The 24,485-nt window shown below is 40.7% G+C and carries 21 protein-coding genes and 2 pseudogenes; 11 read left to right on the forward strand and 12 right to left on the reverse strand.

What is annotated here, in order from left to right:
• Positions 1–75: 75 nt before the first annotated feature.
• The 7 genes from PSH48_RS16770 to lptD form a co-directional block, all read right to left on the reverse strand.
• A complete protein-coding gene (locus PSH48_RS16770) occupies positions 76–2,091 on the reverse strand; it encodes a methyl-accepting chemotaxis protein (protein ID WP_273611909.1) in 2,016 nt (671 codons plus the stop codon).
• A gap of 112 nt (positions 2,092–2,203) precedes the next feature.
• Entirely contained in the window at positions 2,204–3,022 is an 819-nt protein-coding gene (locus tag PSH48_RS16775; RefSeq protein WP_273611910.1) for a symmetrical bis(5'-nucleosyl)-tetraphosphatase, read from the reverse strand.
• An 11-nt stretch (positions 3,023–3,033) separates the two neighbouring features.
• On the reverse strand, positions 3,034–3,423 hold the full coding sequence (gene apaG, locus PSH48_RS16780; protein ID WP_004585855.1) for a Co2+/Mg2+ efflux protein ApaG: 390 nt from the start codon (positions 3,421–3,423) through the stop codon (positions 3,034–3,036).
• Positions 3,407–4,213 carry a 16S rRNA (adenine(1518)-N(6)/adenine(1519)-N(6))-dimethyltransferase RsmA gene (rsmA, locus tag PSH48_RS16785; protein WP_004585856.1) on the reverse strand — a complete coding sequence of 269 codons (807 nt, stop codon included), beginning with the start codon at positions 4,211–4,213 and terminating at the stop codon, positions 3,407–3,409. Before rsmA ends, apaG begins: the two co-directional genes overlap by 17 nt.
• On the reverse strand, positions 4,210–5,202 hold the full coding sequence (gene pdxA, locus PSH48_RS16790) for a 4-hydroxythreonine-4-phosphate dehydrogenase PdxA (protein ID WP_024031517.1): 993 nt from the start codon (positions 5,200–5,202) through the stop codon (positions 4,210–4,212). The genes rsmA and pdxA overlap by 4 nt, the downstream gene beginning before the upstream one ends.
• Positions 5,203–5,204: 2 nt before the next feature.
• On the reverse strand, positions 5,205–6,500 hold the full coding sequence (gene surA / locus PSH48_RS16795; RefSeq protein WP_064385734.1) for a peptidylprolyl isomerase SurA: 1,296 nt from the start codon (positions 6,498–6,500) through the stop codon (positions 5,205–5,207).
• Between the two features lie 92 nt (positions 6,501–6,592).
• On the reverse strand, positions 6,593–8,845 hold the full coding sequence (lptD, locus tag PSH48_RS16800; RefSeq protein WP_024031518.1) for an LPS assembly protein LptD: 2,253 nt from the start codon (positions 8,843–8,845) through the stop codon (positions 6,593–6,595).
• Between the two features lie 101 nt (positions 8,846–8,946).
• Between lptD and PSH48_RS16805 the strand changes: the two genes are divergently transcribed.
• Genes PSH48_RS16805 through djlA form a run of 3 tightly spaced genes read left to right on the forward strand, consistent with a single transcriptional unit; the run spans position 8,947 to position 11,485 of the window.
• Positions 8,947–9,948, forward strand: a complete 1,002-nt coding sequence (locus PSH48_RS16805) for an aminoglycoside phosphotransferase family protein (RefSeq protein ID WP_273607759.1) — start codon at positions 8,947–8,949, stop codon at positions 9,946–9,948.
• Positions 9,945–10,607, forward strand: a complete 663-nt coding sequence (gene murU, locus PSH48_RS16810) for an N-acetylmuramate alpha-1-phosphate uridylyltransferase MurU (protein ID WP_004585861.1) — start codon at positions 9,945–9,947, stop codon at positions 10,605–10,607. Before PSH48_RS16805 ends, murU begins: the two co-directional genes overlap by 4 nt.
• A 17-nt stretch (positions 10,608–10,624) precedes the next feature.
• On the forward strand, positions 10,625–11,485 hold the full coding sequence (djlA, locus tag PSH48_RS16815) for a co-chaperone DjlA (protein WP_029773301.1): 861 nt from the start codon (positions 10,625–10,627) through the stop codon (positions 11,483–11,485).
• On the opposite strand, the gene PSH48_RS16820 is transcribed toward djlA, so the two are convergent.
• Together PSH48_RS16820 and rluA are read right to left on the reverse strand one after the other, a co-directional pair.
• Complete coding sequence (locus tag PSH48_RS16820) at positions 11,468–12,424, reverse strand: DUF3530 family protein (protein ID WP_273607760.1); 957 nt, start codon at positions 12,422–12,424, stop codon at positions 11,468–11,470. The genes djlA and PSH48_RS16820 overlap by 18 nt on opposite strands.
• 81 nt (positions 12,425–12,505) lie before the next feature.
• Positions 12,506–13,159 (reverse strand): bifunctional tRNA pseudouridine(32) synthase/23S rRNA pseudouridine(746) synthase RluA, encoded by a 654-nt coding sequence (gene rluA, locus PSH48_RS16825; RefSeq protein WP_273607761.1) that lies wholly within the window; start codon positions 13,157–13,159, stop codon positions 12,506–12,508.
• A 232-nt stretch (positions 13,160–13,391) separates the two neighbouring features.
• On the opposite strand from rluA, the gene PSH48_RS16830 reads away from it, so the two are divergent.
• Together PSH48_RS16830 and PSH48_RS16835 are read left to right on the forward strand one after the other, a co-directional pair.
• Entirely contained in the window at positions 13,392–13,523 is a 132-nt protein-coding gene (locus tag PSH48_RS16830) for a hypothetical protein (protein WP_269083496.1), read from the forward strand.
• Positions 13,523–13,804 (forward strand): type II toxin-antitoxin system RelE/ParE family toxin, encoded by a 282-nt coding sequence (locus PSH48_RS16835; protein WP_273605563.1) that lies wholly within the window; start codon positions 13,523–13,525, stop codon positions 13,802–13,804. The genes PSH48_RS16830 and PSH48_RS16835 overlap by 1 nt, the downstream gene beginning before the upstream one ends.
• A gap of 116 nt (positions 13,805–13,920) precedes the next feature.
• Here the strand turns inward: PSH48_RS16835 and rapA are convergent, their stop codons facing one another.
• Positions 13,921–16,815: an RNA polymerase-associated protein RapA gene (gene rapA / locus PSH48_RS16840; RefSeq protein ID WP_273607762.1), complete on the reverse strand. Its 2,895-nt coding sequence runs from the start codon at positions 16,813–16,815 to the stop codon at positions 13,921–13,923.
• A 306-nt stretch (positions 16,816–17,121) separates the two neighbouring features.
• Between rapA and PSH48_RS16845 the strand changes: the two are divergent.
• From PSH48_RS16845 to PSH48_RS16855, 3 genes and pseudogenes are all read left to right on the forward strand, one after another.
• Positions 17,122–17,985 (forward strand): annotated as a pseudogene (locus PSH48_RS16845) (PIN domain-containing protein); the annotation flags it as partial.
• A gap of 258 nt (positions 17,986–18,243) precedes the next feature.
• The gene (locus PSH48_RS16850; protein WP_273611911.1) at positions 18,244–19,212 is read left to right on the forward strand and encodes a PIN domain-containing protein; all 969 of its coding nucleotides are present in this window, start codon (positions 18,244–18,246) and stop codon (positions 19,210–19,212) included.
• A 129-nt stretch (positions 19,213–19,341) separates the two neighbouring features.
• Positions 19,342–20,724 carry a PhoH family protein gene (locus PSH48_RS16855; RefSeq protein ID WP_273611912.1) on the forward strand — a complete coding sequence of 461 codons (1,383 nt, stop codon included), beginning with the start codon at positions 19,342–19,344 and terminating at the stop codon, positions 20,722–20,724.
• 231 nt (positions 20,725–20,955) lie between these two features.
• Here the strand turns inward: PSH48_RS16855 and PSH48_RS16860 are convergent, their stop codons facing one another.
• The gene (locus PSH48_RS16860; RefSeq protein WP_273611913.1) at positions 20,956–21,135 is read right to left on the reverse strand and encodes a type I restriction-modification system subunit M N-terminal domain-containing protein; all 180 of its coding nucleotides are present in this window, start codon (positions 21,133–21,135) and stop codon (positions 20,956–20,958) included.
• 66 nt (positions 21,136–21,201) lie between these two features.
• Complete coding sequence (locus PSH48_RS16865; RefSeq protein WP_273611914.1) at positions 21,202–21,483, reverse strand: helix-turn-helix domain-containing protein; 282 nt, start codon at positions 21,481–21,483, stop codon at positions 21,202–21,204.
• A 95-nt stretch (positions 21,484–21,578) separates the two neighbouring features.
• Between PSH48_RS16865 and PSH48_RS16870 the strand changes: the two genes are divergently transcribed.
• From PSH48_RS16870 to PSH48_RS16880, 3 genes and pseudogenes are all read left to right on the forward strand, one after another.
• Positions 21,579–22,100, forward strand: coding sequence for a hypothetical protein (locus tag PSH48_RS16870; protein ID WP_273611915.1), 522 nt, complete (start codon positions 21,579–21,581; stop codon positions 22,098–22,100).
• Positions 22,087–23,571, forward strand: a complete 1,485-nt coding sequence (locus PSH48_RS16875) for a DEAD/DEAH box helicase (protein WP_273611916.1) — start codon at positions 22,087–22,089, stop codon at positions 23,569–23,571. The genes PSH48_RS16870 and PSH48_RS16875 overlap by 14 nt, the downstream gene beginning before the upstream one ends.
• Positions 23,572–23,924: 353 nt before the next feature.
• Positions 23,925–24,424: pseudogene (locus PSH48_RS16880) on the forward strand (helix-turn-helix domain-containing protein); the annotation flags it as partial.
• Positions 24,425–24,485: the final 61 nt, after the last annotated feature.

Genomic DNA, 24,485 nt, shown 5'->3' on the forward strand with positions numbered 1-24,485 from the left:
AGTAAATAAAAAACCCGACACTGAGTAACAGTATCGGGTTTTTTATTGCGTTAATTTACTGCTGTTAGGTGTGCATTACACCTTAAAGTTTTCTACCGATATTCTTAGCTCTTCAGCAAGTTTGGCTACTTCTGAGCTTGAAATGTTTGTTTGATTTGCACCCTCAGCTGTTTGCTCGGCTATGGCTACAATAGATTCTAAACGTTCACTAATTTCTTGTGATACTTGTTGTTGCTCTTGAGCAGCGGTAGAGATTTCTTCACTTACATCGTGCGCTTGCGATACGGCAAGTGTAATTGAGTCTAATGCGCTGCTTGCTAAGTCGCTTTGTTCAACACATGATTCTGCTTGCTGTTTACCTTTATCCATTGCTGTTACAGCCGCTTCTGCGCCACTTTGAAGCGATTCAATCATAGATTGTATCTCTTGGGTCGACTCTTGCGTTTTGCTTGCCAGTGAGCGTACTTCATCCGCTACTACCGCAAAACCTCGGCCATATTCACCGGCACGTGCCGCTTCAATTGCAGCGTTAAGTGCTAATAGGTTGGTTTGCTCTGCAATGCCGCGTATTACATCTAAAATACTGCCTATAGATGCGCTGTCTTGATGAAGCTTATTAATAACACCTGATGCATCGTCCACCTCGCGAGCAAGTTGCTCAATAGTGGCTTTGTTTTGATGAGATATACCTTTTACACGTTCAGCTTCTTTATCGGCATTTTTTATTTCGTTAAGTGCCTGCTGTGCGCTGTTGCTTACTGTTTGCGACGTGCTGCTCATTTCGGTTGTGGCGGTTGCCGCTTGCTCTACTTGTGCTTGTTGGTTACGAATAGCTTGGCTTGACTCACCGGTAATGGCTGATGTTTGCTCAGACGCCGCTGCTAATTGAGTTGAGCGTGAAATAATGCCCTTAATTAAACTACGTAGGCTATCTATAAGGGTGTTACAGCTTTTTGATAGCTCGCCAAATTCATCTTTTGCAGAGTCATCTAAGCGTTGGGTCATATCACCGCTGGCAACAATATCTAAAATCCGATTAACCTCAGCCAGTGGCTTAGTGATTCTATTAACGGTAAGAATCGCAATTGCAATTGCAATTAACGTTGCGATGATCATACCTGCCCATGTCCAGAGCGTCGCTGAGTCTACATCCTCGCGAACACCTTCTTGTAATTTGTAAGCTACAGTACTTGCTTGTGTTACTAAATCATCAATTTGCGACAGTGCCATAGTGGTCGCTTGCTCTGATTGGGCAAGTTCTTTTTCGGTAAGTGCGATAGCGTCAATAAGGCGCTGCTTATTGGCCGCTAGGCTATTATTACCGCTGATATTTTCTATCAGCGTATCAACGTATGCTTGTAAATCACTGTATAGGTCGTTGTTATCTTGCTCTATAGCTGGCTTTATTAACGTTAAAGTACGAATTACTTCGTCAAGGTAATAAGCTTGCTCATTTTTTACAATATCTAAGGTGTTTGTCGTTTTAACCGTGAGCATATCGGTACTGTTACTCACCACAGACAGAAAGTTGTTTTCTAAGTTGTTTGCAGCTTGGTAAGCGCGTGGGTGGTTTTGCTCAAAGTTAGTAATATCTGTGATATCAAGCACGACTGAGTTGGCATCTTCAGCTGCAATCTCAATTGTTTCAAGCTGTGCTGTGAGGGTTTTCTTAAGTGCTAGTTGTTTATCTTTATCAGCTAATAGGTTTTCGACCGTACCTAAAAAGCTTAAGTAGGTTTTTTCTACTGCTTGGCTTTTTTGACTCAGTGATGCATCGTTTTTTACTACACGTTGAAGGTCGGCGTGCAGCGAGTTGAATTTGTCTTTTTGCTCAAGTACTTTTTGTTTTATAGGGGTGAGCTGTGCGTTTGAGGTGGTATAAAAACTAGCTTGGGCTGCTTTACTCATTAAAATAAATTCAGCTTGTAGTTCTGAGCTTTTATTAAGCGCGGGCAGTGATAACTGGTTTACCTGCTGGGTAGAGCGGTCAATGCTCGCAATTTTTATTAAAGAGTTACCACCAATGATTATGAGTAATAAGGTGATAAATATAAAACCACACCAAATTCGTTGGCTTACTGTCAGATTCATATGGATTTCCAATTAAAGTACTTCAATCACATCTTATCGGCTTTTTAACCAATAAGTTAAGCAATTAATATCTATTAATTTAAATTTAACATATGTGCTGGGGTTTTACAGTTTATTTAGATAAAAGCGTCGGCTTTTCTACTATTTTTTGCTTAGTTTGCAAGTTCATCATCGTTAAAGCACCGCCCCATACGCATCCGGTATCGAGCGCATGTATGTGATTGAGCTGAGTAACCCCTTCAAGAGCGGCCCAATGGCCAAATATAAGGGTGTTTTCTAATGCTTTTATATTAGGGTGAGTGAACCAGGCTGTTAACGTTTTATTATCGCTAATTGCGCCTTTCGCACTAAGCTCTAACGTGTTGTTGCTGGTTAAAAAGCGCATGCGGGTAAAGTAGTTAACAATGTACCTAAACTTATCAAATTCGTTTAAATCGTCATGCCATATAGCGGGATGAGGCTGATACATTTTTTCAAAAAAGTGCTTAGCATTTGCCGATTGATAACAACGCTGAGCAAACTGTGCGTGTTTAAGTGCGCTTTCTATAGACCAATTAGGGTTAAGCCCTGCATGCGATATAAAGCTGCGGTGCTGTGCTAAATAAATAGCAAGCGGCTGAGTTTGCAAATAGGCGATATAGTGAGGAAGCTTTTTACTATCAAAAATAGCACCGAGTTTATCTTTGGGGTTGATTGGCTTATTAAGATAGTGACAGGCAACCATGTGTAAATCATGATTGCCTAAAGTAACAGTCATGCTGTCTTGATGGCGATAAATATAATCTAGGCAGGCCAGAGAGTCCGGCCCACGTGCGACAATATCGCCCACTAAATAAAGGTGATCTTTGCTTGGGTTAAAGTCAACCCGTTTGAGCAAGCGGCTAAACTCTTTAAAGCAGCCTTGTAAATCACCAATTGCGTAATCAGCCATGGCGCTTTTTACTAATGTAAAATGTTAGGGCACGCTAAACGAAATACGCTTATAGGTGCTTCAAACTCAGAGCCAAACTCATTGCGCAGTGTGTAGTGTCCCTGCATGGTGCCAACAGGGGTGTCTAATATTGCGCCACTGGTGTATTTATAAGTTTCGCCTGGGCCTATAACGGGGGTTTCGCCCACAACGCCTTCGCCTTCTACTTCAACTTCTTTACCATTGGCATCGGTGATCAACCAATAACGGCTCAAAAGTGTAGCGCTGCAAAGACTGTGGTTTTTAATTGTCACTGAGTAGGCAAAAACGTACTTTTCTAGCTCAGGCTGAGATTGCCCTTCAACATAAAAAGTCTCTACAGAGACTTTTACAGGAGAGCCAATATTACTGCTTGTTGTCATAAATCCAATTAGCTATATCAATAAATTGTTGTAACGTTAGGCTTTCAGCACGCAAAGTAATATCAATACCAATGCTGGTAAGCTCATCTGCGGTGAGTAAGTTGCCTAAGCTGTTACGCAATGTTTTACGGCGTTGGTTAAAGGCTTCTAAACACACGGTATTTAAAATTTTCACGCTTTTAGCGGTACGTTGCTCGGCTTTTTTAGGGATCAGACGAATAACCGCAGAGTCTACTTTAGGTGCTGGTTTAAAACACTCTGGCGGTACTTCAACCACGGGCATTGCGTGGCAGTAGTATTGTGTCATCACACTTAAGCGGCCAAAGGTTTTGCTGCCTGGGCCTGCAACCATACGTTTTACTACTTCTTTTTGCAGCATAAAGTGCATGTGCTCAATATGATCAGCAAACTCAAAAAGATGAAACAGTAATGGCGTAGAAATATTGTAAGGCAGGTTACCAAACACTTTTAATTTTTTGTCATCGCGTACAAGGCTTGCAAAGTCAAACTTCATTGCATCGCCTTGGTTTACGTTTAATTTAGGACCTAAAAAAGGGTGCTCAATTAAACGCTGAGCTAAGTCTTTATCTAGCTCAACAACAGTAAGTTGGCCGCTTAAATCGGCAACAGGCTCGGTAATTGCGCCTAAACCTGGGCCAATCTCTACTAGGTTGTCTTGTGGTTTAGGATCGATTGCAGTCACTATTTTATCAATGATAGATTCATCAAATAAAAAGTTTTGCCCAAAACGTTTACGGGCGCGGTGTCCTAAATGTACTTTATCGGTCATTGATTCTGTGCTTTTTCATGGGCGAGCTTAATTGCTTCGCGGATCGCTAATTCAAAACTGCCAACTTCAGCGTCACCGGTGCCTGCTAAATCAAGCGCAGTACCGTGATCAACCGAAGTGCGGATAAATGGTAAACCTAAGGTTATATTTACCGAGTTACCAAATCCCTTGTATTTTAGCACAGGTAAACCCTGATCGTGATACATAGCAAGCACGGCATCGGCTTGAGAGAGGTATTTATCCTGAAATAGGGTATCGGCAGGAAGCGGACCAATTAAATTCATGCCTTGGCTGTTTAAAAGCTCAAGCGTAGGTGAAATTGTTTCTATTTCTTCAGTGCCTAAATGACCGTCTTCGCCGGCATGGGGGTTTAATCCACACACTAAAATTTTTGGTTGCTCAATACCAAACTTAGTTTGTAAGTCGTGGTTTAAAATACTAATAACTTTAGTTAAGCGCTCTTGTGTAATAGCACGCGATACATAAGCCAGTGGTATATGCGTTGTTACTAGGGCAACACGCAAGCCTTCAGTTGCTAGCATCATTACTACATCAGAGGTGCCCGACTGCTGAGCAAAGTACTCCGTGTGGCCACTAAAGGAAATACCGGCTTTATTAATAATCCCTTTATGAACAGGGCCCGTGACAACGGCATCAAAGGTACCGTCCATATTTTTTTCGCTGGCAATACGTAAGGTATCAAGCACGTATTGGCCGTTTAAGTCGTCTAGTTCACCTAGCTTAACGTCAGTGCCTAAATCTACTTGGTGAATATAAATGCTACCTGCAGGCGCTATAGCTGCAGGGGCATTTTCATCAAAATCAATTAGCTCAATATTAAGGCCCAAGTGTTGAGCGCGTTCTTTTAATAACTGTTTGTCGGCGATAGCGACCAGTTGAGCTTGCCATGGTTGCTGCGCTAATTGCAGCAGCAAGTCAGGGCCTATCCCCGCGGGTTCACCCGGGGTAATTGCAATTCGTAATGTCATAATTACTCGTCTATAGGGAAAATTTCAACATGGGCTTGTTCGCGCATTTCTTGCTGCCAGTTAAAACTTTCTTCTTTAAATTTACGATTAAACAACATGCCGTGCGCACGGTTACGTTTAGCTAGCTCGGTTTTATCTGCTACACGTTTATCTAATAGTTGTACTATGTGCCAACCAAATTGTGTTCTAAATGGTTCACTAATTTGATTTTTATCAAGTGATAACAAAGTATCTTTAAACGCCGGTACATACGTTGTAGGGTCAGTCCAATCATACTCACCGCCTTTAAGGGCTGAGCCTGGATCTTCTGAGTATTCTTTAGCAAGCTCAGCAAAGTCAGCGTTTCCTGCGCGTAAATCTTTGGCAAATCCTGCTAGCATGCTACGTGCTTTTTCTTCACTTAAAATAATTGAAGGCTTAATAAGAATATGGCGTGAGCGTACTTCTGTAGTTTCTACTAATTGGCGACCACGTACATCTTGCACCTTAATTATATGAAAGCCAGCACCCGAGCGAAGCGGGCCAACAATAGCGCCTTTCTTTTGTCCTTTTACAGCTTCGGCAAATAACGAAGGCATTTCGTTGATACCCATATAACCGAGTTGTCCGCCTTCAAGCGCTTTTGAGCCACCTGATGATGAAATAGCGATGCGTTTAAACTCTTGGCCATCGTTTAATAGCTCAATAACTTTGTCAGCACGGGTTTTCGCACTGGTGATTTCATCTGCTGTTGCATCGTTAGGAATATCAATAAGGATGTGGCCAATATCATACTCTTCAGAGTTTTGACCTTGGCTTTCCATTATCTTTAACAGGTTATCTACTTCTTGTTGGCTAATATAGATTCGACGATCTACATTGGCACGGGTAACCTGTTGGGTGGTGATCTCTTTACGAATTTCTTCGCGGTAGGCTTGAAAGCTCTCGCCAGCGGCTTCAATGGTACGACGAAGATCGGCAATGCTGCCGCCTTGATCTTTTGCCATATTCGCGAGTGTTTGGTCTAACTGGCTGTCTGAAATTTCAAGGCCCATACGTTCAGCCATTTGCATCATAAGCGTTTGGTTAACTAAACGCTCAACGGCTTGTACGCGAAGCGTTTCGTCTTTAGGAAGTTGTTGGCCTTGCTCTGCGGCTTGCTTTTTAACACGATTAATTATGGTGTCTACTTCACTTTTTAAAATTACGCCTTGGTTTACAACACCAATTACTTTGTCGATTTCCTGTGGGGCGGCAAATGCGCCATGGCATAAGCTTAAGCTTAAAATAGCTGTTGATAATAGTTTTTTTAAATTCATATTCTTTTTACTACTCTTCTAATAGTACTGCTTTAAAACAGGGCGTACTGCATTTTAGGGCTTTAAAGTATCACCTTAATTGCTCGTTTGCCTTAATTATTAAGAAAATACGGTCTACGGTAGCCAAAAATACCTTGTTGTAATAATTTTTGTGCATCGTAACGGCTCTTACTGCCAAGTCCTTTTAATACAAAGTTTAAACTAATACCTGAATCAAAAGTGGCTTGTTGCTGCCCGATAGACTGATTTAAATCGGTTTCAATCTGACGGTGACCAGTAATTTGGATTGCCCAACAGCATGATTCATACTGTAATCCGCTTAAAAATTCGATGCTTCGATTATTTTCAAGGTCCCGGTGGTAGCTTGCAATAAATTGCCACTGATCACTAATTGGGATACTTGTAAATACACCCGTTTGCTCGATTGTATTTCCTGAGACATCATTTGCATAGCGATGGTTCAATTGAACTAGCTCATTATTGTCACCTTTGTAATCGAGGGTGACATTTGACTGGATCATTTGCTTACCATCCGTGTCGTATTGCATACCCGCTGAGAGGTACCAACGGCGGTGCCAATGTAGCATTGTTTGCGCTGCAAAAAGGGCGTTGTAGTTTGTCTCTGAGTCTAAATCTTGCTCGGTAGGTTTAGCTGAGTCGTTTAGGTAAAAAATTTGACCCGCGCTAAAGTTAAACACTTCTTCGTGTTTATTATCAAATAAGCGTGTTGTTGCACCTAACGTAAATTGGTTAGCTGCGGCTATACGGTCTACACCCGAAAAGCGCGTATCTCTAAATAGGCCAAAAAAGTCATCCTGTAAGCGAGTGGTGTCAAATAGGCCTATCTCAGATTGATCCTTATTAGGGGTATATAAATACTGTATTTGTGGCTCAAGAGTTTGAATGCCATCTTCAAAAAAGGTCGAGGTGTCACGTTCAAAATTAAGCTGCGAGTACAAACGTACTTTTGGCAAGGTACGCGAAACGCTATCGCTATATTGAGTGCCCGTTAAATTACCACTTTGCTTGTAGTTAGTTTGCAATAAGCTCACTTCTGAGAGAAACGACCACGCATGTGTTGCGTAGTTAAAGCGTGCTTTTGGCTCTACGTGTACACGGGTAGCACTGTCTATGGCAATTTCTGAAGAGTCGTTGGTAAAGTGGCTTACTTCACCCGACAAACTAAAGTCAAAGTTATCAAAACGCCATGGGGCGGTTTGTGTAAAGCTAATTTGTGGAACTGCGGCATACGACTCTAAGTGATCGCCCAGTACTTCAAAGTTTTGAAATTTAATATCGGTACGCCATGTGTCACCAAGGTGAGTCACAGAGCCGGTACGATAAAGTTGGGTATCGGTTTTATTTGCGTAATTAGAGCTTAAATCGGTGATGTAGTTGTCATCACTGACGTTAGTTACATCAATATTGGCGCGCCAGTCTTCACTTAAATAGCTTTGTTGCTGCCAATGAAACATATAGCGCTCATCAAGGCTTGGCTCCGAATCATCGCTATCTAAATACTCAATACCGACTAAGCCTTCATGTTGCTCCGTGAGGTATCTAAACTCAGTTTGCAATTGTAAGCCTTTGCGCGACATATAACGTGGTGTAATAGTGGCGTCAAAATTAGGCGCAATATTCCAATAATAAGGCGTAACAGTTTCAAGGCCGTAACGGTCGGAGCTCGAAATGCTAGGTGTTAATAAGCCCGACTTGCGTCGCTCATCCAGTGGAAACGTGAAATAAGGTAAATATAAAACGGGGGTATCAAGAATACGTAAAACGGCATTATAGGTTTCGCCCCAGCCTTCTTCACGAGAGAGGTTAATTTCGTCGGCTTCTATTTCCCACACGGGTGTATCGCTTGGGCAAGTAGTAAAGCTTGCATTCATTAACAATAAGCCAGACTCGTTGACAGTGAGTTTTTCGGCGCCACCTTTACCTTGTTGCTCTGTTAAGCTGTAATCGGCACCTAGTAGGCTTATTTCTGAATTATTTAAATCGGCATTTAAACCTGAGCTGTTTACTTGGCTTACACGGTCTTGATAAGTAATAGGGCCTGTTGCATTAAGTAAACCGCGCTGTTTATCTATAAGCGCAGTTTGTGCGGACAAACTCATATCAAGGGTGTTAATATCAACATTGCCGGTAAATTCAGCGCTTTGTGTGCCTAGGAGCTCTACATCGTCAGCTTGTATATCAACCGATCCTACCGCTAAATTTGGTAGAGGTTGCCAAGCTCTGGTTTGCATTGAAATGCCACATAAATTGTGTGCCAGTTCAGTTTCGGCAAGCGATGGTGCGCTAATTACGCCTAGCATCAATATGCCCCAGGTTTTGCTCATTTATCGACCTTAATGCTCTTTGGTTTATTATAAGCTAGACATAATAAAGGAAAACAATGGCAAATACAGTAATTGACCTATAAAAATAGACATCTTATATAATGACACGCTTTGATAATTTACAACTATTTATAAATACGCACTTTGATGCTAAACCACACTCCTTAGTAGCCATTACTGGGGATGCCAGCTTTCGCCGTTATTACCGTTTAAGCTGTGCCGGAAAAGCGTTTATTGTGATGGACTCCGACCCACAAAAAGTAAATAACGCTCCGTATATCTCTCTTAATAAAGTATTCACCGACAACGGCTTTTTATTGCCTGAAATAATTGCAAGCGATGAAGAACAAGGCTTTTTTGTGTTAAGTGACTTAGGAAATACACACTTAGCCGATAAGCTCGATGAGCCAAATAGAGATGAATATTACAAGCAATTAATCCGTTTAGCGGCAAGCTGGGCCAAAACCCCTGAATCAGCAGCTATGCAAAATTATAATAAAGAATTTATTCATCTTGAGCTGAATATTTTTAGTCAATGGCTGGTTACTGATTTTATTGGCTTAACATTGAGTACTGAGCAACAAACGCTTTGGCAGCAAAGCTGTGAGCTATTAACGAACGCTATGCTAGCGCAGCCTACGGTCACGGTTCATCGTGATTATCACAGCCGTAATATTATGTATAGCAATGAGCAGTGGGCAATTATAGATTACCAAGATGCCGTGCGCGGGCCGCTGTGTTATGACTTAGTGTCGCTGCTACGTGATTGCTATTTTAAGTTGCCACAAGTACAGCTTAATCAGCTGCTTGAGTACGGGTATGAAGAATTTACAGCGCAAAAATTAATAACAGATACTTCTTTTGAGCAGTTTAAACAGTGGTTTGATTTAACGGGTATTCAGCGCCATTTAAAGGCGGCGGGAATATTTTGCCGGCTCTATTTACGCGATGGCAAAACCGGCTACCTTGATAATATTTTACCGACGTTGGATTACATTGTTGATGTTGCTAAAACCTATCCAGAGCTTGCAGCGTTAAGTGAGTGGGTAAGTAGCATTGTAATACCGCAGGTAACACTAAAATTAGCTAAGGAGCGCACATGAAAGCCATGATTTTAGCTGCCGGGCGCGGCCAGCGAATGATGCCGCTTACACAAGCTATGCCTAAACCTATGCTAAAAGTGGCGGGGAAACCGCTGATTGAGCACCATATTAATAACCTTAAAGCCGCTGGCATTACTAACATTGTTATAAACCTAGCTTGGCAAGGGGATAAAATAAAAAGCTATTTTAAAAATGGCGCTGAGTTTGGTGTGCGCATTGAATATAGCCAAGAGGCTGAGGGCGGCCTTGAAACCGCAGGCGGAATTATTCAGGCGCTGCCATTACTAGGTGAGCAATTTATTGTAATTAATGGCGATGTATTTACAGATTACGATGTGAGTGCGCTTACACAATTGCACCTGCAAGACGGCGAGGCTCACATAGTGTTAGTAGAAAACCCACCTCATAACGAAAAAGGGGATTTTGCGTTAAGTCACTTATCGGCTGAGAGTCAAAAGTATACATTTTCGGGGATTAGCCGTTACCACGCTAATTTTTTTAAAGGTTTAGAGCCTGGCATACGCCCGCTTGGGCCAATACTGCGAGAAAAACTCGCCCAACAGGTTATCTCAACTGAGCTTTATATTGGTCAGTGGGACGATATCGGCACACCACAGCGACTCGCGCAGCTCAACGAGCGCATACAAAACACACTTTAATAGAGGCAGTTAATTAGATGTGGGGAAAAATACTCGGTTTTTGTTTTGGCTTTATGTTTGGCAAAATTTTTGGTGCCATTTTAGGTTTATACCTCGGCCATTTATTTGATAAAAGCTTAAAAAACGATTTTGATAAAGCCGGGGGCTTTTCAGGTTTGTTTAAAGGTGATGATGTAAACGAGCGCCAAGCGTTGTTTTTTTCGAGCTGCTTTGCGGTTATGGGGCATATTGCAAAGTCGAACGGTCGCGTAAGCGAGGTGCATATAAAAGCGGCAAGTATGTTTATGGATGAAATGGGGCTAAAGGGCGATGAGCGCCGCGAAGCTCAGCATGCATTTCAATCAGGTAAAGACAGCGACTTTTCGATTAAAGAAACAGTACACGACTTTAAAGAACGCTTTGCAAAACGTTACGACTTACTGCAACTGTTTTTAGAAATTCAAATTCAAATGGCGTTTTCTGATGGCGTGCTCGCAGAGCAAGAAAAACAGCTGTTGCAAGAGGTAAGTAAGCAATTAGGTATTTCTAAAACTCATTTTGCTTTTATTCTTAAGCGTTACCAAGCTGAATTTAGTTTTAGACAGCAGCAACAACAGTATAGGCAACAGCAGCAAGGTCAAAGTAGCAGTTACCGTGAAGGGTCTGGTCATCATGTGCCCCCTAATAACAGCATGAACCGCTCACAGGCCTTGGCTTTATTAGGGTTAAGTAGTGACGCGACGCAACGAGATATTAAAGTAGCGTATCGTAAATTAATGGCGCAGCATCACCCTGATAAATTAGTCTCTCAAGGGCTGCCTAAACACATGATGGAAGTAGCAGTTAAAAAAAGCCAAGATATTCAAGCGGCTTACGAGTATTTAAAAAAGGCGGCGTAAAAAACCGTCTATCACTTTAGTTAACCGTGCATGCTGCTCTGGCGCATCACGCAGGCCAAAGAGTTGGCGCTGGCGGTAATCAAATTTAGCATTTCGATTTACCCAGCGCTGGCGGTTTTTAAGGCTCATAAGTATATCGGTATTGTCATTTGCATAGTAAATATCAAGCAAGGCGGGGGTCACCAGCGATGTGGTTTGCGCTAAACCTTTATTGCGCTGTGTATTAGGTAAATAACTACTTAAGCTTATAAACGCATCTATTCGCGAGTCAGGAAAATCGGCATAGTATTCTAGCAACACTCCGGCACTGGTACCTTGTGCTATGACGACAATATTATTTGGCTCGCTCATCGCGTTTTGATAGAGCGCCTCATAACGCATTATTAAATTAGTTTTATAATTGCTTAGTACCTCGTTACTCACCAAATCAATGGCATTAACAAAGTGTGACTCTTGAGCCGTTGTAACAGCACCGTCGCTGTTACTTTGCGCCGTTTTTGTTGGCTCTTCACTTTGCGCTTGCGTACTTGATTGCGTGCTTGATTGGGTATCTGCTTGTGAAGCCATTTTACTTGCTTGCCAATCTATATCGGGTACTGTCATGGCGTAGGTTGTGTAACCTAAATTAGTAAGCTCTTTTCGCAGGTAACTCATGCCAGCATTGCTGGTGGGGGTAGAATTCCAATCAGGGATGAGTAATACAATACCTCTAAAATCGCGGCTCATGTATTCGCTATACAAACTTAAAAATTCTGTATCACCAGCAAGTATGGGTTTAACTTCATCATTGGGTAGTAGACGTTTTATATCGCTATTTTCGATACTTGATAAAGAAGGTGGGGCTATATGCTCTGCAGCACTGGCATATGCGCTTAAGCATAACGCAGAGCAACAACATACACCTTGTAGCGTTTTTTTGATTAGCTGCGCAGATATCATAGTAAGCCCAAAACGTGAGTAATAACTAAGTATCGGCGCGCTAAGGTAAAAGTTTAGTACTAACTTTGCGGGCTTTACCTATTAAAAGTCGGGCTCTACCTCAAAGGTCAGCACTTGCTCAGTCACGGGGTGTTTTAGTTGCAACATTTGCGCATGTAGTTGTAAACGTGGAGCCGCGGCTAGGGCCTCTTTATGGGCATAAAGTCTATCGCCCAGTATTGGGTGACCAAGGCTTAGCATGTGCACGCGTAATTGGTGCGAGCGCCCCGTAATTGGCGTGAGCTCTACACGTGTTGCGCCATCTTCTCGTGCAAGTATTTTAAAGTGGGTTAGTGAGGGCTTACCGTTTTCATAATCAACCATTTGCTTAGGGCGATTAGGCCAATCACATATAAGTGGCAAATCAACCGATCCGGTATCTTGCTCAAGTTGGCCGTAAACACGTGCAATATAGCGTTTTGCAGTTTCACGTTCTTGAAACTGCATACTTAAATGCCTATGAGCTGCCTTATTCATAGCAAGGCAAAGTATGCCCGAGGTTGCCATATCTAGGCGGTGCACTATTTTAGCTGTAGGAAAAACACGGTTAACGCGATTAATTAAGCTATCGGCATGTTTTGGATCTTTACCTGGGACGGTTAAAAGTTCGCTGGGTTTATTAACGATGAGCAAGTCGTCATCTTGGTGCAGTATTGTTAAATACGGACTCATTGGGGGATTGTAATTAACTAACACGGCCGACCTCAGTAATTTTGCAGGGCGCTATTCTAGGGGAGCGAGAGCAAAGGCTCAAGGAAAAGATAAAAGTTTAATTGCGTATTTTTCATGCTGGTGTGAAATTGCACCAGCTTAAAGTTGTAGGAACACATTATGGCAAGGCAAAGTATTTCACTTACTGAACAGAATGATTTATGGCTTCGTAATCACGTTGAAAACGTGGGGGGATTACACAAATAAAAGTGAATTGGTGAATGATTTAATTCGCCGTGCAAGAAGAGCAGAAGCGATAAATGGTAAGCTTGCTAACTCAGAAAAAAGCGGTTTTAGTGATCAATCGGCCGATCAAATGTTAGCAGAATTCAAATCAAGCATTAAGTAGTGCTCACATTTAAACTTTCAAACGATGGCAAAGAGGATTTGCGCCGCATTTATCAATATGACTGCCAAGCATTTTCACAACAGCAAGCGGACAACTACTTTTATAGTTTCTTCTCTATGTTTGAAAAACTACCAGCAAACCCCTATTCCTACCAATCAGTTGACCATATACGTATAGGCTGTCGACCTGACGTTTGTTGCTCAGACAGCATTTATTACAGAGTTACAGAAATAGGTATTGAAATAATGGCTACATTAGGTGGCCAAGATACTGATGAGTAATTGTAGAGGTGAATGTAAAAAGCACGGCCTATAAACCGTGCTTTTTGAAGTGTAGTTTAGTTAAATATTGATCTAATTAACGGCTGATAGCTATAAACTAAACGCTCAAAAACCCTTTAGTGTGAAACTACGATTAAGCGTATCGCATCAAGTTTTAACTGGGCTTTTTCGATATGCGTTGTCAGCTCGCTGCGCTGCTTATCGAAGAAGGTAATTTCTTCTTGGCGAATATTAGGGTTAATTTGCTTAAGCGCTTCAAGGCGAGCTTGTTCTTCACCTAAGGTTCTTTGCATTTTTTCAAGTGACGCACTGCGAATAACCTCAAGCTGTTGCTGAGCCATCTCTTTTGCGGTGTTGATCATTGGGTGAACCGCACCTTGTAAAGCGCCTGCTAATTTACTTGCAGTTTGACGACCAACGGCTGAAAGCTGTTGGTTAAAGCTATCAAACGCCACGTTTTCGCCGAGGTTATTACTGGCTTTATCAAGTAATATGCGAATAGGCGTTGGCGGTAAAAAGCGACCTACTTGCAGGGCTTTTGGTGCCATAGCTTCGGCTACAAATATTAGCTCAACAAAAAAGGTACCTGGTGGTAATTTTTTGTTTTTAAGTAAAGCAACAGAGGCACTACCAAAGTCATCATCACAAATCATGTCCATTGTGCCTTGCACCATAGGATGATCCCAGCTAATAAAATGTACGTCTTCTTGCGAAAGGGCGGTATCGCGGTCAAAGGTAACCGTCATGCCATCTTCTTTTAAGCTTGGGAACGATGCACTTAGCATATGCTCTGTTGGCTTTAAAATAATGGTGTTTTCGCCTTTGTCTTCTTGGCTTACTCCAAATGTGTCGAATACGTTGATCATGTAACTTGGTAACTCAAATTGGTTATCAAGTGCTTCAATTTCTTCAACCAATGAATCGGCAGCGCCTTGGCCAGATGAATGCAGCTCTAATAAACGGTCACGGCCACTTTCCATTTGTTTGCGTAGCAAGGCATTTTGCTTGGCTACTTGCTCAAGTAGAGGGTCGAGCTCTTCTTCATCGCAATTATGGGCAGCAATGTAATCAAGTAGGTCTTCACTAAATTCTTTATACAATAGCTGGCCAGTGGTTGATGTGCTTTCAAATGCATCAAGGCCTTCGTTGTACCAACGCAGTAATACTTCTTGCGCTGTATTTTCAAAATACGGCACATGAATATTAACATCCTTTGTTTGCCCAATACGGTCTAATCGGCCGATACGTTGTTCAAGTAAGTCAGGGTTTAGTGGTAAATCAAATAACACTAAGTGATGCGAAAACTGGAAGTTACGTCCTTCTGAGCCAATCTCTGAACACAGCAGTATTTGTGCATTGTCGTATTCATCGGCAAAAAAGGCGGCTGCGCGGTCGCGCTCTATAATCGACATGCCCTCGTGGAACACAGATGCTTTTATTGCTTCACGCTCACGCAAAATTTGCTCAAGGCTAATAGCGGTTTCGGCTTTGGCACAAATAAGCAGTACTTTTTCGTGCTTTAGGGTTTTAAGTGTTTCGATTAACCAATCTACACGTGGATCAAATGCGCCCCAGCTTGCACTTTCACCTTCAAACTCTTGAAAGATTTTCTCTGGAAACAGAGCGCGTTGTGCGCTTAGCTCTGCACTTTGTATACCGCTCATGCTGCCAAGTACCGACATTGCTGTTTTATATTGCTTTGGCAGTGCCATTGGGTAAGCATGTAATTTACGGCTAGGATAGCCATCAATTCCGCTGCGACTGTTCCTAAACAAAATACGACCTGTGCCATGGCGATCAAGCAGCATGTTAAGTATTTCTTTACGCGCCGGTAAATCACCTTGCTGAGCTTTTTCAAGCACATCAGTTATATCGGTTTCTTTTAATAGCTCAATGAGTGTGGCTTTGGCTGTATCATCAAGGGCTTGTGCTTGCAGTAGCTGATTTGCCGCTTCGGCAACGTCTTTGTAATTAGCTTCTTCTTCTTTGAATACGTCGTAGTCGTAAAATCTATCTGGGTCGAGCAATTGCAAGCGGGCAAAGTGGCTACGGTGACCAAGTTGATCAGGCGTTGCTGTTAATAGAATAAGACCCGGAATATCTTGGCTAAGCTCAGCCATGCGCTGATATTCGGTGCTCGGCTTACCATTGTTAATGCTTAGGTGGTGCGCTTCATCAATAACTAATAAATCCCAATCAGCAAGTGTTGCTTGTTCAAACCAGCGTTTTTTCTTGGTTAAAAACTCAAGACTGGTAAGCACTAGCTGCTCGGTATCAAATACGTTTGGCGAGTCTGCAAAGGCTTCGTCGCAGCGCTCTTCATCAAAAATAGAAAAACGTAAATTAAAGCGGCGTAGCATTTCTACTAACCATTGGTGCTGCAGGTTTTCTGGCACCACAATGAGTACACGGCTAGCACGGCCACTAATGATTTGTTGGTGTAATATCATGCCGGCTTCGATGGTTTTACCAAGGCCTACTTCATCTGAGAGCAGTACCCGTGGGGCAAAACGTTTACCTACTTCTTGTGCAATATAAAGCTGATGCGGAATAAGGTTAGCGCGCTGGCCAATTAAGCCTTTAATAGGCGATTGCTGGCGCTCAAATTGGTGTTGCCATGTTTGGTAACGTAAGGTGTAGCGATCAAAGCGATCTACTTGGCCTGCAAATAAACGATCTTGCGGTTTATTAAACTTAATAAAATGATCTAAAAAGGTTTCTTTTAGCTTTGCTTCTTCGCCGGTATCAACGCGAGTACCTACGTAGCAAAGTAGTTCACCTTGCACTTCAATAGACTCTACTTCTAATTCCCATTCTTCAACGCTTTTGATCACATCACCTGGATTAAATGCCACACGGGTAACCGGTGCTTCTGCACTAGAATAAACACGGTTTTCACCACTGGCAGGAAATAAAATGCTGACCTGGCGGCCTTCAATGGCAACTACGGTGCCTAATCCTAAATCTGACTCTGTATCACTGATCCAACGCTGACCTAAGGAAAAATTCATGTATGTCTCGTCTATGAAGAAAAAGGCGGCTATGTTACCTGTTACATAACACCACTGCAAGGCGCTATTTGACTCACTTTTAATTAATTTTATAAGTGCGAATTAATCCCATTAACAGTGCTAACAAATGGCTCTTTTTTAGGTAAATAAAAACTATATCGTGTTTGTAATAAAACGGACTTTTATGACAAATAGACTAAACTTAGATTATGCCTTAGCAATTAAGTATTGCAGGTTTGAATTTAGGCCCGTTTTACTTAGTTATTTTGGTATAGCATAAAAATCATAAAACGTAAGGAAAGTGCTATGGAAAAAGCTTCGAACCTTGAAAGTAAAATGTATGTGCTAGACACCAATGTATTACTCCACGAACCCCTCGCTTATTTGTCTTTCCAAGAACATAACGTTGTCATTCCCATGACTGTTTTAGAAGAGCTTGACCACATTAAAGATAGAAAACACGACGTAAGCCGTGATGCACGAGTGGCTATTCGCGGCTTAGATGAGGTACTAAAAGACGCAACTCCAGAGCAAATGTTGCAGGGTGTTGCACTGCCTAGCAATAAAAAGGCAAATGCCAATTCCACCGGCACGCTCATTATTGTTAATGATCATCTTTTTGCAGATTCTATTTCTGGTTTACCGGGGGATGAAAACGACCACCGTATTATTAACTGCGCCGTGTATTTACAAAAACAGCACAGCGATTCAAAAATTGTATTGGTGACAAAAGATATAAACATGCGCCTTAAAGCAAAAGGTGCAGGCCTTAAATATGTTGAAGATTACCGTACCGACCAACTAATTGATGATATTGCTTTATTAACTAGCGGCTATAAAAAAATAGAGGGCGATTTTTGGCAGCACGTAGGGCAATGCGAAACACAGCAGCACGGCCGTGATACGTTTCATTATGTGGCTAAAAACTTAATTCCAGATGTGTTTTGCAATGAGTACATACTTGATGGCAGCGAGCACTTTGCTGCGCGGGTCAAATCTTACGATAACGAGCGTATTAAATTAAAAGATATTAGTGTTGAGCGTTTAATGCACCAGCAAGCGTGGGGCGTAAAACCTAAAAATATTTACCAAGGTATGGCACTCGACGCCTTGCTTGACCCTAGTATTGAGCTGGTTATCTTAACCGGCCCAGCTGGGTGCGGTAAAACAGGTATTACTGTAAGCTTTTTTTCAATATTTGTGCAGACCTATCTACAGGCCCTAATTTTACTGAAGAAATTGAGTGTTTATAACAGGTCCAGATCTCATCTCTCTAACATGTCATTCAGTGTTACTTAAAGAATAGAACTATTAATCAATAAATATAAATAACGGATTTAACCTGCGAGAAGGCACAAACAAAAATAATAAAGCTAAGGTAAATCTAAAATGCTAATTTATGAAAATCGTTCTCAAAGGAGAACTAAAATGAATAATCCAAGTGAAATTAGAAATCCAAGAGTATTAGATACATCGGCACTAGTTCATGATCCAAAGTCATTGCTCGCTTACGGTGAAGATGTATACATCTGTCTAACAGTTTTAGAAGAATTAGATAACTTAAAAGAGAGAACTAATAAATCGGTAAGCGCTGATGCTCGTGTATGTATCCGTATGCTTGAAGACATTATAAACGGGCACAGTGCAGAAGAAATGGAAGCTGGTATTCCACTGCCTTCTACTGAAACAGCTAAAAGAGGCAAGTTGTTCATTGGTATTGATACTCAATTGGACATGGCAAAAGAGTTAAAGCACACGATTGGTAGCGATGCTGACAACAGAATAATTAACTATGCACTACACCTTCAGAAAGAGTTAGATAAAGACGTTACCATCGTTAGCCGCGACATTAATATGCGACTAAAAGCTCGAACTGTTGGTGTTATAGCCGAAGATGTATCCGTGGATAATCAAATCGCAGATATAGATTTGTTATATACAGGAGTGGAGGCTTTTGAAGGTGATCTTTTTGATCAAATTGAATCAGATAAAGATTTCAAAGTCTCAGGAGAGGTTTATACATTCCCAATAAGCTTGTTCAACGGTGAAGTTCAGCCAAACATGTATTGGTACGATGAAGCCGGACACATTGGCCGGATTTCAGAAGTGACTGATACTGAGGTATACACAAAGTTATTGCCTCGTAAGCAAGAAAAGGTATGGGGCATATTGCCAAAAAATCAGCGTCAAGCGGTAGCTTTAAGCCAATTAACAGACCCTTACTATGACTTAAATATCATCCTTGGCCCTGCTGGCTCCGGAAAAACAGGTATTACTGTAAGCTTTTTTTCAATATTTGTGCAGACCTATCTACAGGCCCTAATTTTACTGAAGAAATTGAGTGTTTATAACAGGTCCAGATCTCATCTCTCTAACATGTCATTCAGTGTTACTTAAAGAATAGAACTATTAATCAATAAATATAAATAACGGATTTAACCTGCGAGAAGGCACAAACAAAAATAATAAAGCTAAGGTAAATCTAAAATGCTAATTTATGAAAATCGTTCTCAAAGGAGAACTAAAATGAATAATCCAAGTGAAATTAGAAATCCAAGAGTATTAGATACATCGGCACTAGTTCATGATCCAAAGTCATTGCTCGCTTACGGTGAAGATGTATACATCTGTCTAACAGTTTTAGAAGAATTAGATAACTTAAAAGAGAGAACTAATAAATCGGTAAGCGCTGATGCTCGTGTATGTATCCGTATGCTTGAAGACATTATAAACGGGCACAGTGCAGAAGAAATGGAAGCTGGTATTCCACTGCCTTCTACTGAAACAGCTAAAAGAGGCAAGTTGTTCATTGGTATTGATACTCAATTGGACATGGCAAAAGAGTTAAAGCACACGATTGGTAGCGATGCTGACAACAGAATAATTAACTATGCACTACACCTTCAGAAAGAGTTAGATAAAGACGTTACCATCGTTAGCCGCGACATTAATATGCGACTAAAAGCTCGAACTGTTGGTGTTATAGCCGAAGATGTATCCGTGGATAATCAAATCGCAGATATAGATTTGTTATATACAGGAGTGGAGGCTTTTGAAGGTGATCTTTTTGATCAAATTGAATCAGATAAAGATTTCAAAGTCTCAGGAGAGGTTTATACATTCCCAATAAGCTTGTTCAACGGTGAAGTTCAGCCAAACATGTATTGGTACGATGAAGCCGGACACATTGGCCGGATTTCAGAAGTGACTGATACTGAGGTATACACAAAGTTATTGCCTCGTAAGCAAGAAAAGGTATGGGGCATATTGCCAAAAAATCAGCGTCAAGCGGTAGCTTTAAGCCAATTAACAGACCCTTACTATGACTTAAATATCATCCTTGGCCCTGCTGGCTCCGGAAAAACTTTTTTAGCAGTTGCTTCGGCGCTGCATCAAGTATTGGAGTTGAAAAAGTACAAAAAAATTGTTGTGGTGCGATCGAGAGATTTTATGGATGATGATCCCGGATTCCTTCCGGGGGATTTAACTGAAAAATCTATGCCTTTGCTCGCAGGTATTACAGACGCACTTATCTCGATGCACTCGGATGATAATCATGAAGGTAATATTCATGCAACAGTCGAGCATGTGATCGAAAAAGCCAATATAGAATTTACTAGTATGGCTTACTTTCGAGGCCGCTCAATAGACGATGCGGTGCTAATCATTGATGAAGCACAAAATATGACCAGAGCGCAAATCAAAGGCATGTTAAGCCGTGGTGGGAAAAATTGTCGGACAATAGTATTGGGTAACCTAGCCCAGATTGACGATAAGTTTGTAACACCTGCTTCGTCTGGTGCAAGTGCGGCTGTTAATGTATATAGAAATTATGAGAAAGGATCAGTTCTGATTTTTGATGAAGTAGAACGTAGTAGCTTGGCTGAGTTCACTGAAAAGAATATGTAGACATCAAACTACAATTCACATTTCCTTATAATATTGCGACAATAGCCACTGCTTTTTGCAGTGGCTTTTCAGAGAAGCCAGTTTCCACACATGCGGACGAAATGGATTTTGGACTTCCCTGCTTTCACTAGACAGTTTTTAATTCAGAATAGTGCACTTCCTTAAACTCTTAGGTATACCGTTTGTCTTTGCTTATTGTACACCTCTTATTAGACGTTACAGTGAAACTTATTAGGTGTCTGGCAAACTATGGGAAATCCATACAACGATAAAACTTTCTTTGCATAAGACGTTCGAAAACATCATCCCGAATATGTAATCTTTAAATTCTGAAGCATCCATGTTGCTACGTAAAATATCGGCAGTTTCCCATAGGAAAGATTCTAATTGTTGGAGACTGCTTTGAGTCATATTGGTATTTATTGCTTAAATTCCGTCATTAAGCGATTAAATGAAAAGCTTTGGTTAATACTGCAATTACTTACTTTTGCTTAGCTGTATATCTACTTCTGATGGGTCGGGGAAAATCTCTTCTAGTCCACAGTTTAGTATTTTAATTATTTGATAAATTCGCTCACAAGAAACAGGAACTCGCCCTTTTTCAATACGGCTTAAGTAACTTGCCTCAATACCGAGTTTACTAGCTAGCTCAGCTTGAGGTATTGAGCATTTTGTTCGCGCTAATTTTATATTCATACCAATCAGCGTTTGTATGGGCTGCATTGCTAATATCCACAGGCAAAGTGTAAATATTCCCATATTGCAGCCTGCCAACCCATGACATATAATGAAACTTATTTACATATATATCAATAAATGAACCTTTCTATCAATTAAATTTGTTTAAGTTGTCAATGAAGCTAGATCCCTTAATTAAAACCATTATATGCAAGCGTAATATTGATCGCTTTACTGTAGTAGAAGTTAGAACTGCGTACATAGCTCTACATCAAGATCAAACACTTGATCCTGTAAAAATTAGAAAGCTTGTTTACGCACAGCTTAATAAACTTGTATGCAAAGGTTGGTTACACTCATCGACATCATTAAATAGAAAAATAACGACTTACACAAAAACACGTTATTTTGAGCCAAGTAAAATCATCCCTACTCATTCCTCTGTGCCAAATGTCAGTAATTTTAAAGCTGATTGCCAAAAGGATCTAAGTGATTGCAATAACGAGTTATTGCAATGTATAGGCACGCTCGAAACTTATATAAATCTTTGGAACAAACACCCACAACATCAAACGCTATTTAAACGGCAATATTTAATTGCCCAAGAACGACAACAAAATTTAAAAGGCCGAATTGCCGCTTTAAATATACTTTTAGAAAATATAACTGAACAAGGCACTCTAAATGCGGCTACGTGATTGGCAACAAAAATGTATTAAAATAGCGCTAGCAAAGTACAAAAGCAACGTTAAGCACTTTTTAACATTAGCTACACCCGGTGCTGGAAAAACAGTCATGGCCTCGGTATTAGCAAAAAGACTATATGATGAAAAGCTTGTAGATATCATACTCTGCTTTTCTCCTTCATCTGTTGTTTCTGCTGATTTTGCCGATGAATTATCTCTGCAATTTAATGCTCGATTTGATGGCTCTATAGGTGCGCTAGGTGATTCATACACATATCAAGCACTAAGTACATTAAATGGAAATGTATGGCAATTATTTGAGCAATATAGAGTTTTTGTAATATTTGATGAAATACACCACTGTGCGGGTTCTTCAATTGAGGATGCAAACTCCTGGGGGAGCCCTATCCTCAATTTAATTAAAGAAAAAGCTGTATTTACACTCTCGCTGACCGGCACGCCTTGGCGATCTGATTCCTTGCCAATAGCACTATCAAATTACTGTAATGAGTCTGGTCAAATAAACTGTGATTATGTATATGGGTTAAAAGAAGCCATATCAGATAAAGTATGCCGAGTGCCACAAATAATTGCGTTAGATAATAATAAAATTACATTAACAAGCTCCGAAGAAACAACGACCTTTACTAATTTTATTGAATTACTCAAGGCAAAAGTTATTTCATACTCTGAGCTTGTTACAAACGAATTAGTTATTGAAAATTTGCTCCTTAGAGCCACTGCTAAACTAAAAGAGATTAGAAGTATTAACCCTAAAGCTGGAGGGTTAATTGTGGCTTCATCAATCTCACATGCTCATGTAATTAATAGGATAATGCGTAGCAAATTCAACTGCAGCGCAATTATTGTTACTAGCAGCGAAAATGAGCCAGACAAAATCATAAAGCAATTTAGGCATAGCGATAGTGAGTGGCTGATTAGCGTTGGAATGGTAAGTGAAGGCACTAATATTCCTCGGTTACAAGTATGCTGTAATTTAACAAATTACCGCACTGAGCTTTATTTTAGGCAAATATTAGGACGCATCCTGCGTATGACTGATTCAGTTAACCAAGATGCATTTATGTTTATGCCAGCAGAGCCTAACTTAATTGATTTTGCATTACGTGTTACAGAGGACGTTCCTGGTGAATTAGGCAAAGTTAAAATTTTTGATATTGAAATTGAGAATGAAAAAAGCATTGTGCTCGAACCATTGGATAGCCTACCTAAAGTTTTAGCAGAGGAAGGCGATTTGTTTGATATTAATTTAGATAGATTAATTAATAATGAAAAGACGGCTAAAACATATCTCAAAAATAATTCAAAAACACCTTTGACTAAAGTTTCAAATAACCTAACCCTGGATGGTGATTTTAACCACAGACCTATTAAACCTGAAGGGTTGGATGAATTATTACTCTTTGATATTTCTGATGAGGCGCATGCTAAATTAGAGCAATTGAATAGGATTTTGATTTAGGTGCAAACTATAAAAAGAAGATGGGAGGTCTAAATTACTCTCAAAACCTTGCACTTCAGTATAAAGAATTCAATAATTTTTATGGAGTTAAATACAAATCTAGCACATATTAATAGGCTTTTTTAAGCTATACTAGCTCAGACTTGATCTGACAGTTACCCGTTTTTCAATCGGTAACTGTCAGTTTAGATTTGAGCTAAATTCTTCTCAGCTGTTAACACCAAGCGACTTTGTCTTATCTTAATTACCAAGCGATTCTGTCGTAATCGCTAATTACCAAGGGAATTTGTCGGTCACTTTTTTACGTGTCTGTTAGTGTTTTGTTTTTGGAATACTAATAAGGCATGTTGAGGATGATTGTGATGGATTCAAAAGCTCAACTCACCGTTGATATCATAGCTAAAGTGGTTGAAGGCAGGATAACAATTGCCAATGCTGCTAAGTTACTCAGTAAGTCTCGACGCACTGTTGAACGCTACGTAAAGCAATATCAGCAAGTCGGTATTCAATTCGCTGTTCATGGTAACAGTGGCAAAGCCCCACCCAACAAAACGCCGGTATCAATAAAAAAGCGGTTCAAAAATTGATTCAGGAAAAATATTACGATTTGAATCTGTTGCACTTGGCTGAACAATTAGCTATGAATGAGAATATGGTTATTAAGCGTGAAACCCTTCGCGGTTGGGCACATGATATTCATCACGTTAAACGAGCCAAAGGAAGACGTAGCAATGTTCGAAAGCGCAGAAAGCGCATGAAAGCACCGGGTCTAATGATGCAAATGGATGGCAGTCCACATCGCAGGTTTGGGGATAAAAAGCACTGTTTAATTGCCATGATTGATGATGCGTCGATGTAATGAATGGTTGCAGCGAAGGTCAGTAAGAATAGAAATATAATTTTTCATTCTTTCA

It is taken from the genome of Pseudoalteromonas sp. Angola-4 (assembly GCF_028599265.1).
Taxonomy (GTDB): domain Bacteria; phylum Pseudomonadota; class Gammaproteobacteria; order Enterobacterales; family Alteromonadaceae; genus Pseudoalteromonas; species Pseudoalteromonas atlantica.

Bases quoted from the DNA above. Each gene is read 5' to 3' on its own strand.
- PSH48_RS16770 (WP_273611909.1), bottom strand. From the start codon at position 2,091: ATGAATCTGACAGTAAGCCAACGAATTTGGTGTGGTTTTATATTTATC.
- PSH48_RS16775 (WP_273611910.1), bottom strand. From the start codon at position 3,022: ATGGCTGATTACGCAATTGGTGATTTACAAGGCTGCTTTAAAGAGTTT.
- apaG (WP_004585855.1), bottom strand. From the start codon at position 3,423: ATGACAACAAGCAGTAATATTGGCTCTCCTGTAAAAGTCTCTGTAGAG.
- rsmA (WP_004585856.1), bottom strand. From the start codon at position 4,213: ATGACCGATAAAGTACATTTAGGACACCGCGCCCGTAAACGTTTTGGG.
- pdxA (WP_024031517.1), bottom strand. From the start codon at position 5,202: ATGACATTACGAATTGCAATTACCCCGGGTGAACCCGCGGGGATAGGC.
- surA (WP_064385734.1), bottom strand. From the start codon at position 6,500: ATGAATTTAAAAAAACTATTATCAACAGCTATTTTAAGCTTAAGCTTA.
- lptD (WP_024031518.1), bottom strand. From the start codon at position 8,845: ATGAGCAAAACCTGGGGCATATTGATGCTAGGCGTAATTAGCGCACCA.
- PSH48_RS16805 (WP_273607759.1), top strand. From the start codon at position 8,947: ATGACACGCTTTGATAATTTACAACTATTTATAAATACGCACTTTGAT.
- murU (WP_004585861.1), top strand. From the start codon at position 9,945: ATGAAAGCCATGATTTTAGCTGCCGGGCGCGGCCAGCGAATGATGCCG.
- djlA (WP_029773301.1), top strand. From the start codon at position 10,625: ATGTGGGGAAAAATACTCGGTTTTTGTTTTGGCTTTATGTTTGGCAAA.
- PSH48_RS16820 (WP_273607760.1), bottom strand. From the start codon at position 12,424: ATGATATCTGCGCAGCTAATCAAAAAAACGCTACAAGGTGTATGTTGT.
- rapA (WP_273607762.1), bottom strand. From the start codon at position 16,815: ATGAATTTTTCCTTAGGTCAGCGTTGGATCAGTGATACAGAGTCAGAT.
- PSH48_RS16850 (WP_273611911.1), top strand. From the start codon at position 18,244: ATGAATAATCCAAGTGAAATTAGAAATCCAAGAGTATTAGATACATCG.
- PSH48_RS16855 (WP_273611912.1), top strand. From the start codon at position 19,342: ATGAATAATCCAAGTGAAATTAGAAATCCAAGAGTATTAGATACATCG.
- PSH48_RS16860 (WP_273611913.1), bottom strand. From the start codon at position 21,135: ATGACTCAAAGCAGTCTCCAACAATTAGAATCTTTCCTATGGGAAACT.
- PSH48_RS16865 (WP_273611914.1), bottom strand. From the start codon at position 21,483: ATGGGAATATTTACACTTTGCCTGTGGATATTAGCAATGCAGCCCATA.
- PSH48_RS16870 (WP_273611915.1), top strand. From the start codon at position 21,579: ATGAAGCTAGATCCCTTAATTAAAACCATTATATGCAAGCGTAATATT.
- PSH48_RS16875 (WP_273611916.1), top strand. From the start codon at position 22,087: ATGCGGCTACGTGATTGGCAACAAAAATGTATTAAAATAGCGCTAGCA.